At 58.9% G+C, this 14,766-nt stretch carries 13 protein-coding genes; 8 read left to right on the forward strand and 5 right to left on the reverse strand.

Annotated features, from left to right (window positions below):
- The first annotated feature begins 12 nt into the window (after positions 1 to 12).
- Together X907_RS02790 and X907_RS02795 are read left to right on the forward strand one after the other, a co-directional pair.
- Positions 13 to 1,218, forward strand: a complete 1,206-nt coding sequence (locus tag X907_RS02790) for a type II secretion system F family protein (RefSeq protein ID WP_127565531.1) — start codon at positions 13 to 15, stop codon at positions 1,216 to 1,218.
- A gap of 17 nt (positions 1,219 to 1,235) precedes the next feature.
- The gene (locus X907_RS02795; protein ID WP_127565532.1) at positions 1,236 to 2,048 is read left to right on the forward strand and encodes a sulfotransferase; all 813 of its coding nucleotides are present in this window, start codon (positions 1,236 to 1,238) and stop codon (positions 2,046 to 2,048) included.
- On the opposite strand, the gene X907_RS02800 is transcribed toward X907_RS02795, so the two are convergent.
- From X907_RS02800 to X907_RS02810, 3 genes are all read right to left on the reverse strand, one after another.
- Complete coding sequence (locus X907_RS02800) at positions 2,045 to 2,929, reverse strand: hypothetical protein (protein ID WP_127565533.1); 885 nt, start codon at positions 2,927 to 2,929, stop codon at positions 2,045 to 2,047. The genes X907_RS02795 and X907_RS02800 overlap by 4 nt on opposite strands.
- Positions 2,930 to 3,063: 134 nt before the next feature.
- Positions 3,064 to 3,807, reverse strand: coding sequence for a sulfotransferase family protein (locus X907_RS02805; RefSeq protein ID WP_127565534.1), 744 nt, complete (start codon positions 3,805 to 3,807; stop codon positions 3,064 to 3,066).
- Between the two features lie 15 nt (positions 3,808 to 3,822).
- Complete coding sequence (locus X907_RS02810) at positions 3,823 to 4,572, reverse strand: FkbM family methyltransferase (RefSeq protein ID WP_127565535.1); 750 nt, start codon at positions 4,570 to 4,572, stop codon at positions 3,823 to 3,825.
- A 214-nt stretch (positions 4,573 to 4,786) separates the two neighbouring features.
- On the opposite strand from X907_RS02810, the gene X907_RS02815 reads away from it, so the two are divergent.
- From X907_RS02815 to fcl, 6 genes are all read left to right on the forward strand, one after another.
- The gene (locus X907_RS02815) at positions 4,787 to 5,890 is read left to right on the forward strand and encodes a hypothetical protein (RefSeq protein WP_127565536.1); all 1,104 of its coding nucleotides are present in this window, start codon (positions 4,787 to 4,789) and stop codon (positions 5,888 to 5,890) included.
- 53 nt (positions 5,891 to 5,943) lie between these two features.
- Positions 5,944 to 6,867, forward strand: a complete 924-nt coding sequence (locus tag X907_RS02820) for a sulfotransferase (RefSeq protein WP_170175435.1) — start codon at positions 5,944 to 5,946, stop codon at positions 6,865 to 6,867.
- A 49-nt stretch (positions 6,868 to 6,916) separates the two neighbouring features.
- Positions 6,917 to 8,746: an exostosin domain-containing protein gene (locus X907_RS02825; RefSeq protein WP_127565538.1), complete on the forward strand. Its 1,830-nt coding sequence runs from the start codon at positions 6,917 to 6,919 to the stop codon at positions 8,744 to 8,746.
- 96 nt (positions 8,747 to 8,842) lie between these two features.
- The gene (locus X907_RS02830; RefSeq protein ID WP_127565539.1) at positions 8,843 to 9,682 is read left to right on the forward strand and encodes an FkbM family methyltransferase; all 840 of its coding nucleotides are present in this window, start codon (positions 8,843 to 8,845) and stop codon (positions 9,680 to 9,682) included.
- 205 nt (positions 9,683 to 9,887) lie between these two features.
- On the forward strand, positions 9,888 to 10,958 hold the full coding sequence (gene gmd / locus X907_RS02835; RefSeq protein ID WP_127565540.1) for a GDP-mannose 4,6-dehydratase: 1,071 nt from the start codon (positions 9,888 to 9,890) through the stop codon (positions 10,956 to 10,958).
- Positions 10,951 to 11,904: a GDP-L-fucose synthase gene (fcl, locus tag X907_RS02840; protein ID WP_127565541.1), complete on the forward strand. Its 954-nt coding sequence runs from the start codon at positions 10,951 to 10,953 to the stop codon at positions 11,902 to 11,904. The genes gmd and fcl overlap by 8 nt, the downstream gene beginning before the upstream one ends.
- A gap of 96 nt (positions 11,905 to 12,000) precedes the next feature.
- On the opposite strand, the gene cysN is transcribed toward fcl, so the two are convergent.
- Positions 12,001 to 13,887: a sulfate adenylyltransferase subunit CysN gene (gene cysN, locus X907_RS02845; RefSeq protein WP_127565542.1), complete on the reverse strand. Its 1,887-nt coding sequence runs from the start codon at positions 13,885 to 13,887 to the stop codon at positions 12,001 to 12,003.
- 2 nt (positions 13,888 to 13,889) lie between these two features.
- Positions 13,890 to 14,741: a sulfate adenylyltransferase subunit CysD gene (gene cysD / locus X907_RS02850; protein WP_233352594.1), complete on the reverse strand. Its 852-nt coding sequence runs from the start codon at positions 14,739 to 14,741 to the stop codon at positions 13,890 to 13,892.
- Positions 14,742 to 14,766: the final 25 nt, after the last annotated feature.

Here is a 14,766-nt window from a genome sequence, read left to right on the forward strand (position 1 = left end):
GCGGGCACGGCCATGAGCGGGGCATACCGGTATAAAGGCCTGCGCCCTGACGGGCGGTCCGTCGAGGGACGCATCACCGCCGCCAGTGAGCAGGAGGCCGTCACCCAGCTGGCCGGCCAGCGCATCCAGGCCTTCGAAGTGGTTCCCGATACTGCAAACCGCCGCCGCTTTGCCCGGCGCAAGGCCGGAGCGCGCGACCGGGTGCGCGTGCTGCGCCAGCTCTCCATGCTGGTGCGCGCAGGTGCTCCGCTTCTGACCTGCTTTGACAGCCTACTGGAAGATGAACCCTGCCTAGAAATACATGACAAGCTGAGGGGCATCCGCTCCGACCTCAGGGGCGGGGGACGTCTGTCACTGGCGCTGTCACGCCATTTCCCCGACCTGCCGGACTATGCACCCCGCCTGGTGGAACTCGGCGAGGCGACGGGCTCGCTCGCCGAACGTCTCGCTGAGGTGTCCGGACAGATGGAGCGTGACCTCACCGCAGCGGAGGAGTTGCGCAATGCGCTGGCCTACCCGGCCTTCCTGGCATTTGCCGGGGTCGGCGCCGTGCTGTTCATCTTCATGGTGGTGGTGCCCCGCTTCTCCGCGCTGCTCAGCGAAGCACGCGGCGAGATACCCCTGGTTTCACGCATCGTGCTCAGTATCGGCCAGACGGTCAGCGAGCACTCGGTCCTTGTGCTGGGAGGCCTTGCCCTGCTGGTAGTTATAGGCATCCGGCTGGTCAGCCTGTCCTCCACCCGGCGGGCGCTTGTCGGGGTGGCGTTCCGGACACCGGTTCTGGGCCGGTTCCTCAATGCTTCGGATACCGCGCGCTGGGCGCGTGTGACCGGCACCGCCCTCGCCGCCGGGGCGAGCCTTCTCGACGCGCTGACCCTCGCCGAACGGGGCGTCATGTCAGCGCGCCGGCGTGAAGGGCTTGCCGAGGCGAGGCGGGCCGTGCGTTCAGGCGAGCCGCTGGAGGCGGCCCTGCGCGCAAACACCGATATGGACGCCATGACCCTCAACCTCATCCGCACCGGGCGTCTGTCCGGCGCCATGGCCGACATGCTGCTATTCGTGGCCGAAAGCGGCGAGCAGCAGGCACGAAACCTGAGCAAGCGCCTGACATCGCTGGCAGAACCCCTGGCGATCGCGTTCATTGCCTCGATCATCGGCCTGGTCGTTGTCAGCCTCGTCCTGGCCATGTCCAGCCTTTACAGCTTTGATATCCAGTAATATTCGGGAGCTTTGAGGTGCCGGCACCGATTATCGCAATGGGGGGGATTGGCGGCAGCGGCACCCGTGCCTGCGCCCAGATCCTGCTTAATGCCGGCTATCATCTGGGTTCCGATCTGAATGAGGCGCTGGATAATCTTACCTTCTCGCTGATATTCAAACGCCAGTCCGCGCTGATGTGGAACCGCACGACATTTGAGTGCTACCTGTCAGCCTTCCTCAGCCATCTGCAAACGGGCCACCTGCCCAAAGGCATGGTAGGGACTCTCGCGGACATCCCGGCTGCCGGCCGGGCAGGCCACAGCGCCGACTGGCTGACTGAGCGCCTTGGCCGTGCGCGGACTCCCGGGCCAACCCCGGGGGGGGAACTGCTGGGTTGGAAGGAGCCGAATACACACATTTTCATAGAAAGAATTATGGAATCAAAAGACGATATAAAATACGTGCACATTGTACGAGATTTCAGATACATGATGGCAAGTAAAAACAATAATCAGATTAAAAATTGGGGGCCTGTATTTCTTGACGACGATGGGCTATATGAAGGCCCAAGGGTTCTGCGGTACTGGTTCGAGGTTCAGGCGCGAATGATCGGGATATACAAACGGTTTCCCGACCGTGTGATGTTCCTTAGCTATGACCGGCTGAGTGAGGCACCCCGGATGCAGATCGGCGCATTACTCCGGTTTTGTGAAACACCGGCGGCAGGCGACCTGTCCGAGCTTATGACGGGGCTGGACTTTGTATCTGGGACCAGTCCGGCTTCAGACCTACTGCTGGACGCCCGACAGGCCCGCGTGCTGGCTGAAACGCTCGCGATCTGCGCCTAACTGTCAGGCACCAGCGAACGCCCTGCCTTTAGTGGTTCGCAAATGCGCGACCACCAATGGTCCAGGGTCAATGGCGCGAGCCAGCGGTCCCGCCAATCCGTTCCGGACTGAAACCGGGAGATGATATCTGTGCGTGCGGCACGAAGACGAGCGCGGTCGAGCGCGTCCGGCTGCCATTCATCCACGTAGATGACTGGCAGGCTGGAATACGCAGCTGTTGTGGCGTTACGCCGGATTATCGGAACGGCCCCGTTAAGTAGAGCGAGCCAGGCTTTCGGCGACGGGTCCAGACCGCCTCCCTCGACACAAAAAACAAAGCTGTGCCGCTGAAGGAGGTTCAGAAATTCCTGCTCTGGCACTTCCTCTCCGGGACGGTACGCCCAGCTCGCCCAATGCGTGGCTGCGATCGCGCTCACCGATTTTCGCAGCGCCCACTGATCGCCACCGCGTACCCTGTGAGCGCACAAAGCGGTAAGCGGCCGCGAACCAAGCGACGAAAACCCGGGCGAGAACCACGATGCCCGGTCCCCAGTGGTGACCAGACCAAGGGGGAGGGGTGAAAGCCTGTCGAGGCCTTGAGTGTCCAGGTTCTCTGCCCACCAGTGGAGTAGCAATGGATGGCTTCGTATGTCGTCGACAATGTCCTGCAGCGCCTTGCCGAAGGACGGCCAGCGCAGGTCGACCTGACGCGGAATTGTTGCGTCTTCCGAACCTGACACCAGCACAAATGGACGAGTGAGCTGTGGCAGAACCTCAACCGCGAAGCGCTCGATTGCTATGGCAGGCGAGCGTAGCGACAGAAACAGCGTCTGCGGGGCCTGATGAGGCGGCGTCTGTTTGATCAGGTGAACACGTGGTTCTTGCGTATCGCTGAGAAACACCCAGTCACAGCGCTTTGCAATACCGGTAATCTGGTACTTGTCCGCGCCCTGATGTTTGGGAAACAGCCGAGTGTTAAGCGGTTCTGTCCGTTCCCCCAGTCGCGGTCAAATGTTCCGCTGCCGTTCATGGCCGCTCAGGCCAACGCCCGAGCCCGGAGCGCGTGGTAGGTGTCCCGTGTTTCCTCTGGCAAGGTCATTTGATTGTGAGCCTCTGAAGTCGGAATGGCCGGGTCGTAGAAGCTATCAGCGTCTCGTGCACCTAAACCGATCTTGCTGATGATGGCATCAAGTCTTGGACGCATCACCGCTTCCACAGGAGAAAACTCGATGATTGGCAGGTCTAGAACGTCGGTCCACTCCAGAAGTTTCTGATTGTATGCGGTCCAGATGTGCAAGCCCTTTGCGATGGAAAATCCATTACGCTGCTGCAGGGATTTCGCTACAGCGGCAGGATGCCGGAATATCCCGGCCGCCTGCAGGTCCGGGCACACTTCCAGCCAGCCATGAAGGGCGAACAGCGTGCGGGGATCTTTAAATCCCCAGAGGCTTTGATCCTTGCGTGACTCGATGAACAGGTCACGTACCGACGCGTGGAGCTTGCCCCACACCGGTTTGTGCGGGGGATTGTCCCAGCTGCCACCGTTTGTACGCAGCAGATCTTCATGCATGTAGAGCAGGGATGGCGCTTCCTGCAACCCTTTGGGATTAGAGCGGATGCTGTGGTCAAGCACTTGACCCAAATAAAGACCCGCACCCTTGAGTGATCCGCAAAGCGCGCTGGTTCCACTGCGGTGCATACCCAAGACGACAATCGCCTGTGACTTTGCCGTTTCCAGCTGATCCGCTGGAGTTTTGGCGTGTTTGGTAGCCTCACTCACCTGTTGTCGCCTCTTTCAGAAGTTTCGCAGCCGATCGGCTATGCGTTTTACGGTGCGGCTCCAAGGCCATTTGTACCCCTGAAATGTCGCATACAGATGTGGCTTGAACTGGCTTCCGTCAAGCTGCTGAAAATGTTCTTCAAATAGATCGTTCCTAATGAATATGACATCGCACTGCCAGAAAGCGCTATCATAATAGCAGGGCTCCACGACGTCAAATAACCGGAAGCCGGACTGCATTACAGTCCTCACCCGCTCCGCAAGCGTGTCTCCAGTGCACTCTATTATAACAACGGCACAGTTTTTTAACATGTTTTTTGCGCCTTCCAATACGTCCATTTCACGTCCGTCTATATCAATTTTTAAAAGAAAAGGCCCTGTAAGGGCGTTGGTCCAAATATACTTGTCCAGAGTAGTAATCGCGACTTTCCGTTCGCCGGGTGCGCCTGTAATGCCTTCTGCAATCAAAGAGGCCCGCACAAGGTCTGTTTTCCCTTCAAAGCCCTCTACAGAAAAAGCAGCGATCCCCTCGCAATTGCCAATGGCAATTCCCTCAATTCGGACATCAAGTCTGCGATAGGTTGCCCTGATCTGCGGGTGATATTCCTCGACCGGTTCAAACAGCACATGATGCTTGTCGGGGAAGGCATCAATTAACTCTGGAGTCCCCGTCAGTACGCCGACGTCCAGAATTGTTGTTACCGGAATACCCCTACGCCGTAAAATCTTCAACGACTGGGCCTTTAGGGGTCCACGACCGGTCATTTTCCGTCCATTTCAGCAGGTTCATCGAGGGTGAATGTCGCAGCGCAAGCCAGGATGCGCAAGCTGACTTAACACGCTACGATATACGGGTGAGAATGCTTTTCGGACGTGAAATGTGCGTTGGAAAGTTGTTCCAGCGGCGTCGCAGAGTTGCGTAGCTGGCGGCATGAACGTGCAACAAAAGGATCATGGTGTGAGGGTTCTAGTTGGAGGTATGCGCCAGTCAGACTGGCAGGAGCTCGAAGCCCTGTTCAAGCCGTCCGGGAGCGAGCAACTGGCAGTGTCGATAGAGCGGTTGCCGGACTTTGCTGGCGGGGCCGGCTTAGTAGAGGAAAGCGCTGCCCGGACGTTTCAGTCGGCGCCGACCGCGCTCTGCGTGCTCGGGTATGCGGCACCGGAGGAGGTGGCGGCAGCGGCAATGCACAATGGAGCAGACCCGCTGGACGCGCTCGAGCGGTGGCGGCTTGATTGCAAAGTCATCTTGTCATTGCTCGAGGCCTTTCCGCTGCGCACAGCGCTACTCCACGTTGGAGCCGCTCGTTCTCACCCTGATCTGGCCAAGGGGAAGATTGGCGAGCGACTGGAGCAGGAACTTGATGCGGCAGGTATGCCCCCGGCCCATGTGGGCACACTTTCCCCGCTATTGCTCGCGGCAGCATCTTATATTGTGAGTGATCTGGGGGGCACTGATGAAGACATGTCCCTGCTGGACAAGGTCGCGACTGTTCCAGGCAGCCTCGTTATTCGGCCTAGTGCCCAGGAGCTTGCCCTGGATGCGATTGCCTCAGTGGTCGCCTTGAAGGAGCGCGAGAAGCTGGCAACCGAGCTGGTGCAGGCTCGCAATGCGTTTGAGGCCCGTATGGCGGATCTGACGGAAAAATTGGGCGACAGTGAACGAATGTTCGCAAAGGAGAGGGCCGCCAGGGCGGCATTGGGCGCCGAACTGAATTCGATTAAATCATCGAAGCTGGGTCAAATTTTTCTGTCTCTGCGAAGAATTGGCGCACATTTCAGGCAGTGGCCGCGCCTCTCCAGGCAATTGCGTCTGGATGTCGAACTAGTAAGCACAAGCGAGTATTTCGATGGGCCTTGGTATACTGAGCGTTATCCTGACGTCGCGGCTGCCGGTGTTGATCCGGCGCTGCATTTCGTCCGGCTTGGTGGAGCGGAGGGGCGCGCACCCGGGCCGAGATTTTGCTCATTCGCCTATCTGGCGTCCAATCCCGATATCGCCGAACGCGGGCTAAACCCTCTTGTTCACTATCTCCGGTTTGGCCAGGCGGAGGGGCGAACCATTGAGCCGGTTCACGATGCATGATGAGAATGTTGCATAGGGACGCAATGCCGGCGGATCAAAGCGTATGGTCTGACATGATGAATCCGACAAATGATCGACAGCTGACCCCCGGCTCCGGACCCATCCGGGCGCTGCAAGGTCTTTACGCGAACCCGGCCTCGTCTTCGGCGCGCGAAAAAATGGTGAACGCGCTTTCCGGTCTGATGCCGCTCCTGGAGAGGTCAGCTGAGCCCATCCGCGTGATTCAGCATTTAGCCTGCACCGGCGGTACACTTTTCTCCCGCTGCTTGCAGGCCCAGCCCAACACGACCGTTCTCAGCGAGTTGGACCCTATCAGCACGATACAGCTTAAGACCCAGCGGTCGGGATTTGCGCCAACCGACCCCATTCTGCTGGCGAGAGCAGGCCTGAACCGGATCGATGACGAAACCGCGGTGGAAATGTTCTTGGCTGCTGTGGGTGTGTTGCGTGCTCGGCTCGAGCGGACAGGGCGCAGACTGGTAATCCGGGGGCACGCACACTCGCAGTTTTGTACGGAGGTGGACTGGAACCTGCGGCCAACGCTCAATGAAATGCTTGCCGGGTTGGCGCCAGTGCGTTCCGTAGTCACGCTTCGCCACCCGATAGAATCGTTTACCTCCCTTGACCATAACAAGTGGCACCACTTTTCACCATTTTGCCTGGATGAGTATTGCCTCAGATACCTTGCCTTCCTCGACCGGCATGCCGAAATCCCATCAATTCGATATGAAATGCTTGTTTCAGACCCTGACGCCACTATAAGAATGCTCTGCGACATTCTGGAGCTACCATTCAATGTTGATTGGCCCATGCTGATTCCCGCGATCCGCATGACGGGTGATAGCGGCCGCCGTGGCAATGTCATCGGACCGCGTCCAAGGCGGGAGATTTCCGGCTATCTGGTTGAAGAGGCCGCGCAAAGCGAAAATTACCACACACTTTGCGAGCGCCTGGGGTATGACCCGTCGACAGCCTGATCCCTGTAGGCAAATCGATAACAGGACTGGGTGTCCGGGAGCATAAATTTTGAATACTGTACTTTTCGTGCCCTATTTCAGACCGGACGATCCAGCGCGACGGGCAGAGATCGAGCTGTGTCTTGAAAAGAACAAGGCCAATCCGGCTCTGCACAGCATATGCCTTATCGTTGACGAGCCTGGGCATGAGCATCTGGCCACTGATCGTGTAAAGATTTACCGTGTTGAATCCCGCCCGACCTACCGGGACTGGGTAGAGCTGAGCTATCTGTACGCGCCCGACGCCATATCGCTGCTCGCGAACGCCGACATATATTTTCTGGACGATGTGCCCCGCCTTGCAGAGATATTCGCCAATGACCCCTCCGGTTTTGTCGCGCTAAGCCGCTATGATGGCCACAACACTGAGCTGGTCCGGCATCCAAACCCGCATTGGTCACAAGACAGCTGGGCGTTCCTTCCACGTGCCTGCCGCAACCAGAGCCGCGATGCGCAGCTCGGTTTCCCGCTGGGTGTGCCAAGGTGTGACAACAAGGTAGCCTACGTGTTCGCTGCTTACGGGCACCATGTCTACAATCCATGCAACCATATACGGTCGGTTCATGTCCATGAGAGTGCCATCCGGTCCTACTCCAAGAAGGGGGACATGCGGATAGTCGGCGGGGTGGCGATGGTTCATCCTTGCGAATCTCTCATCGCCCCTTCTAACCTCGATTTCGAACTCTGGCCGGTGCGACCCGAGCTGTTCCAGTCGGTGACTGTCAATAAGTCGTTGGGTAAATGGGCCAAAGAGCTAGAGCTTTCGATCCCGGAAACCCAGCCACTGATCGAATCTGTGCTACCCGGCACGCTAGGAGCTGCAGAGCCGACAAAGCGCTTGCCACAGGAAGGTGGGGGTCTGTTTGCGGACGGAAATCTTGCTGGTTTTGATGCGCACTGGCAGCATCCCGCGATTACCGAGCAACACGCATTCAACAGGCTGAAGGCACTTGCGCCAAGAGAAAGTAGTGTTGCGTATCTTGGATTTCCCTGGGCGACCCTCATAGATGTCAGCAACCACAACAAACAGGACGAGCAGCGCCGGACGCTATTGCGTGCAGCGCTCGATAGCTGCGCGGACCGGCTGAAAGGTTACGGTCGCATCGCAACTGTCTGCCAGCACATTCATATGAAGCAATATGCTTCGCTTCTATCCGAGGCGGGCGTCACCGATGTGTTCTGGTCTCACGCGGTAACAGACGAGCCGGAGATTGCAGAGCACGGACTCACCATTCATCCTTTTCCGTTATATCCGGTGCAGGCTTGCGATGGCCGGGGGGTTAGCTATGAAGCTCGCCGCTACCTGTTTTCTTTTGTCGGCGCCAAGGCGACCCCGATTTATCTAAGCCAGGCACGGACCCATATTATCGAAGAGCTCGCGAGTCATCCGATGGGGCTAGTTCGCGAACGCGCCACCTGGCACTATAATCGTATCGTTTACGACTCCCAGATTCTCAGACGGGTCGAGGCCAATTCGGTGCTTTTGGATGAGGCGGCGTCTGAGGAGTTCAGGGAGGTCATGCGTCAGAGCGTCTTTACCCTTTGCCCCTCTGGCACCGGACCGAACTCGATACGGCTCTGGGAAGCAATCTGTAGTGATTCAATTCCGGTAGTGATGGCGGAGACGTATCGCCACCCCGGTAGCGGTAGCCTGTGGCGTGAGGCTGTGGTCGAGTGCGGCGAGGACCGTCAGAGTATCGCCGAGCTGCCAGAGCGCCTGGCAGAGATAGCCGGCGACGCCCGCGCGCTATTAAAACGCCGGGCCGCCTTGCGTATGCTGGCGTTGCGCTACGGGCCGGACAGCTTCGTTGCGGATATCGTCTCTATCATGCGAAGCTAATTGCGCCGCTTTCCGGCGCAAGAATCCGCTTCTCGCCATCTACCGGCGAGGCTGGACCTAACATGCTGATGTAGCGCAATCGAAGGACCCTTTCTGATGAACCATGATCCGGTATTCACCCACTTTCGTCCTTCAGAGGTGGTAGCAGACGGTGTTTCGGTTTACGACTTTCTTGGTGTCAAAACAGACACGCGATTCAAGAAGGCTTGGGTTCAATTTGCTGCTCCTGCCGGGAAGGCCGTTCAGGCCCGTCTTCCAGCATTTAACGAGCACTATCCGGACTGGGTTCTGACGCTGGAGAGCGTCCTGCGGGCAAGTGGCACCTATCGGGTGGCCGAGCTTGGTGCTGGCTGGGGTACCTGGTCGTCAATCGCCGCTGCGGCTGCCCGGACCCGGCCGCAGATCAGCGGCGTCGAAGTCGTCGCGCTGGAGGCCGACCCCACGCACCATAAATGGCTCCAGCAGCACTTCGCCGTGAATGGACTGAAAGCCGATGGTGTGCATCTGGTTCATGGCGCAATATCAAAAGAACGAGGCCAGGCCCGCTTCCCGGTCATTGAAAATCCTGATGAAGATTATGGCGCGTCGCTGAGGCAGGTGAATAATGGTGGCGACTTTATAGTCGTTGACTCATTTATTCTCGAAGACGTCATATCAAAGTTTACCGGTGCCGTCGATTTTATGCATGTTGATATTCAGGGCGCGGAGTATGATGTTATTCCCGACAATATGGATTTGCTTAAACGGTCTGTGAAGTCAATCATGATCGGGACGCATATATCACTGCAACATCACGAAGGAATGAGAGACAGGTTTCTGGAGCGCGGCTGGCGCGAGCGGATGAATTATCCACGGATGGCCTTATGCGACACCCCCTATGGAAAAATTCAGTTCGGTGACGGCGTTCTGGGATTCGAAAATCCTGACCTTTTCTGACAATTCGGCCTCGCAAATCCTGCCGGCTTGCGCCGCCCTAGGTATGGCGCGCGGGTCTGGCAGCTGACACAGGCCAATGAGGATTCGCTGCGGTCGCTTTGCCGACCGCAGAATGTGTTGTAGCACACGCGCAGGACAGGGTAATCAGCGCCGGGTTACCGGGCAGAACCGGATAACAGATGCAAATTCGAATTACGAGGAAAGCATGACCGCAAAGACGGCTTTGATCACCGGAGTTACCGGCCAGGACGGTGCTTACCTGTCCCGCTTGTTGCTGGAAAAAGGCTATATCGTTCATGGCGTAAAGCGCCGCTCATCCTCGTTCAATACCGGCCGGATCGATGATCTTTACATGGATCCTCACGCCGATGATGTGCGCTTCTTTCTGCATTACGGCGATCTGACGGATTCAACCAATCTCATCCGCCTCGTTCAGGAAGTGCAGCCCGACGAAATCTATAATCTGGGCGCGCAGAGCCACGTGCAGGTGAGCTTCGAGACACCGGAATACACGGCCAATTCAGACGCGATGGGAGCGCTGCGCATACTCGAGGCGATGCGCATTCTGGGGCTGGAAAAGAAGACCCGCTTCTACCAGGCATCGACCTCCGAGCTCTATGGCAAGGTGCAGGAGATTCCCCAGAAGGAAACCACGCCCTTCTACCCGCGAAGCCCGTATGCCGCTGCCAAGCTCTATGCCTACTGGATCACCGTGAACTACCGTGAATCCTACGGCATGCACGCCTCTAACGGCATATTGTTCAATCATGAAAGCCCGATGCGCGGCGAGACCTTCGTCACCCGCAAGATCACGCGCGCCGTTGCAGGTATCAAGCTCGGCTATCAGGACAAGATCTATCTGGGTAATCTGGATGCCCAGCGCGACTGGGGGCATGCGCGCGACTATGTTGAGGGAATGTGGCGCATTCTCCAGCAGGACGAGCCGGATGATTACGTGCTGGGCACCGGCGAGATGTACTCGGTGCGCGAATTCGTCGAGCGGGCATTTGCCCATATCGGTGTCGAGATCGAGTGGCGCGGCAAGGGCGTGGACGAGACCGGTGTCGACAAGGCGACCGGGGTAACCCGGGTTGTTGTTGATCCACGATATTTCCGCCCGGCCGAAGTCGAGCTTCTGCTGTCGGACCCGACGAAAGCCCGCGAAAAGCTCGGCTGGCAGGCCACGACACCGTTCTCCGAGCTGGTGCGCGAAATGGTGACCGAAGACCTGAAAACGGTTGCTCGCGAGCAGGACCGCCATGACCGCCATGGCTGATACTCCCGCCGTCATCTACCCGCTCGAAGGCAAGCGGGTCTGGGTCGCGGGTCATCGTGGCATGGTCGGCTCCGCGCTGGTGCGGCGGCTCGAACGGGAGAACCCGGCCGAGATACTCAAGGTTACCCGCCAGGAGGTCGACCTGCGTGACCCGGCGGCTGTCCGCTCATGGCTGGAAACGGCGCGCCCAGAGGCCGTGTTCGTGCCGGCCGCGAAGGTGGGCGGCATTCTGGCGAATGACACCTATCCGGCCGACTTCCTCTACGACAACCTGATGATCGCAGCGAACATCATTCATGCGGCCCACGAGACCGGTGTGGAGAAGCTGCTCTTCCTCGGGTCGTCGTGCATCTATCCGAAATTCGCTGATCAGCCCATCGTGGAAGAGGCGCTGCTCACCGGCGCGCTGGAGCCGACCAACGAGTGGTACGCGATCGCCAAGATTGCAGGGATCAAGCTTTGCCAGGCTTACCGCAAGCAGCATGGCGCAGATTTCATCTCGGCCATGCCCACCAATCTCTACGGCCCCGGCGACAATTACGACCTTCAGAGTTCCCACGTGATACCGGCGCTCATCCGCAAGGCGCACGAGGCGAAACGCGCTGGCGCACCCTCCATGGAGATATGGGGCACCGGCACGCCGCGCCGGGAGTTTCTGCATGCTGATGATTGCGCCGATGCGCTTGTTCATCTGATGAAGGTCTATTCGGCGCCCGAACACGTGAACGTCGGATCGGGGACGGATGTAACCATTGAGGAGCTGGCGCGCCTCGTCATGGCCGTGGTCGGGTTTGAAGGTGAGCTCACCAAGGATCTCTCCAAGCCTGATGGCACGCCGAGAAAGCTGATGAGTGCAGACCGGCTGCGCGCGCTGGGCTGGAAGCCTTCGATAGGCCTTCGTGAGGGGCTAGAAAATGCAAACGCTTGCTATATTGAAACTATTTAGCAGGCGGCCGCCTTCGCGGAGGATCGTCGTTTCGTGATCGCAAGCCGTTTCGTGGTCAAAATACTGGTCGGCCAATTCTAATGACGCTCGGTCTCGTCATCCCAGCCGCCCCGACCGGCGCAGCAAAGCGATAATGCGGTCAGCGGCCTCTTCGGCGCTGATCGTCGCCGTTTCCACGTGCAGCTCGGGGGTCTCAGGCGCCTCGTAAGGGCTGTCAAAGCCGGTGAAGTTCTTGATCTCCCCCGCTTTGGCCTTCTTGTAGAGGCCTTTGGGATCGCGCTGCATGCACACCTCGATGGGTGCATCGACGAAGACTTCGATAAACTCGTCCTCTTCCACCAGCTCGCGCACCATCTGACGTTCGGCCCGGAAGGGGGAGATGAAGGAGCAGGTGACGATCAGCCCGGCATCAACAAAGAGCCGTGCCACCTCGCCGATCCGGCGGATGTTCTCCACCCGGTCGCCTTCGGTGAAACCGAGATCGCGGTTCAGCCCGTGGCGCACATTGTCGCCATCAAGCGAGTAGGTGTGGTGTCCAGCCTCAGCCAGGCGGCGCTCGACGATATTGGCGATGGTCGACTTGCCGGCACCGGAAAGCCCTGTAAACCACAACACGGCCGGCTTCTGGGCCTTGAGCCCGGCCCGGCGTGTCTTGTCCACATCCATCTGGTGGGTATGGATGTTGGTCGCCCGGCGCAGCGCAAAGCGGATCATGCCCGCCCCGACGGTCTGGTTGGTATACCGGTCGATGAGGATGAACGAGCCGGTATCGCGGATCTCATGGTAGGGATCAAAGGCGATGGCACGGCTGGTGGACAGATTGCACTGGCCGATACCGTTCATGCCCAGCTCCTTGGCCGGGATGTGCTCGTAGGTGTTTACATCAACACCGTATTTCAGCTCCGTCACCGAAACCGGGGTTACCTGCCCGCCGGCTTTGAGCAGGTATGAGCGGCCGGGATGCATGGCATCTTCATGCATCCAGAGCACTTCAGCGGCGAACTGGCTGGCGACTTCCGGGCGATCCTGGGTGCCGGTCAGCATATCGCCGCGGATAATGTCGATTTCCGCATCGAGCACGAGGGTCACCGCTTCGCCTGCGCTGGCCTCTTCCAGATCGCCATCGGCGGTGACGATGCGGGCGACCCTTGCCTTCTGGCCGCTTGATGCGACGACGATTTCATCGCCCGGCTGCACCGTGCCGGACACGATTGTTCCGGAGAAGCCGCGGAAATCGAGATTGGGCCGGTTCACCCACTGGACAGGGAAGCGGAACGGCCCCGAACGCGCATCGGTCTCGGTGTCGATATCCTCAAGCAGTTCCAGCAGCGTCGGCCCGTCATGCCAGTCCATCGCCTCCGAACGGCTGGTGACATTGTCGCCATAGCGCGCGGACATCGGGATCGGTGTGATCGTCTCGAAGCCGAGATTTTCCACCTTCGCGAGATAGTTCGAGACGATCTCGTGGAAGCGGGCACGCGAATGACCGGCAAGGTCCATCTTGTTGATCGCCAGCACGACATGGCGGATGCCCATCATGTGCGCGATGTAGGAATGGCGCAGGGTCTGCACGAGGACGCCCTTGCGCGCATCAACAAGGATGATCGCGAGGTCGGCGGTCGATGCGCCGGTCGCCATGTTGCGCGTATATTGCTCGTGGCCGGGTGTGTCTGCGACGACAAACTTGCGCTTGTCGGTGGAAAAGAACCGGTAGGCGACGTCGATCGTGATACCCTGCTGGCGCTCGGCCTCGAGCCCGTCCAGCAGGAGCGCGAAATCGATCTCCTCGCCGGTGGTGCCGTGCTTTCTTGAGTCCTTTTCCAGCGTGGACAGCTGGTCTTCGAAGATCAGCTTGGAATCGTAGAGCAGCCGCCCGATCAGGGTGGACTTGCCGTCATCGACTGAGCCACAGGTGATAAAGCGGAGCACTCCGCGATCACCGGTTCGCGTGAGACGCGAAATCACATCAGCGCGCACATCCATCTCTAGAAATATCCCTCGCGCTTTTTCTTTTCCATCGACCCGGCTTCGTCATGGTCGATCAACCTGCCCGAACGTTCCGAGGTGCGGGCGGTCAGCATTTCCATCACCACCTCTTCCAGTGTCACTGCCGCCGACTCGATGGCGCCCGTCAGCGGATAGCAACCCAGCGTGCGGAAGCGGACGAGACGCATCTGCGCCTCCTCGCCCGGCGCGAACACGAACCGGTTGTCATCGACCATGAGAAGCTGGCCATCGCGCTCGACCACGGGGCGTTCCGCCGCGAGATAGAGCGGCACGATGGGAATGTTCTCTTCAAGGATGTATTGCCAGATATCAAGCTCGGTCCAGTTCGATAACGGGAAGACCCGGATCGATTCGCCCTGCCGGATCCGCGTGTTGTAGGTCCGCCAGAGTTCGGGGCGCTGATTGCGTGGCTCCCAGCCATGAGCGGAATCACGGAACGAGAAGATGCGTTCCTTGGCGCGCGATTTTTCCTCGTCGCGGCGTGCGCCGCCAAAGGCCGCATCATAGCCGTGCCGGTTCATGGCCGCGCGCAGGGCCTCGGTCTTCATTACCTGGGTGTGCAGGTTGGACCCGCTGGCGAACGGGCTGATGCCGCGTTTGAGACCGTCCTCGTTGATTTCCACGCGCATCTCAAGACCCAGCGCCTCGGCCAGGGCGTCGCGATAGGTGATCATGTCGCGGAATTTCCACGTCGTATCGACGTGCTGCAGCGGGAAGGGCGGGCGCGAAGGATAGAAGGCTTTCAGCGCCAGATGCAGCATCACGGCTGAATCCTTGCCTATCGAATACAGCATGACCGGGTTGGCAAACTCGGCCGCCACCTCGCGCATGATGTGGATGGACTCCGCTTCAAGC

This window comes from Glycocaulis alkaliphilus (assembly GCF_004000605.1).
Lineage (GTDB): Bacteria > Pseudomonadota > Alphaproteobacteria > Caulobacterales > Maricaulaceae > Glycocaulis > Glycocaulis alkaliphilus.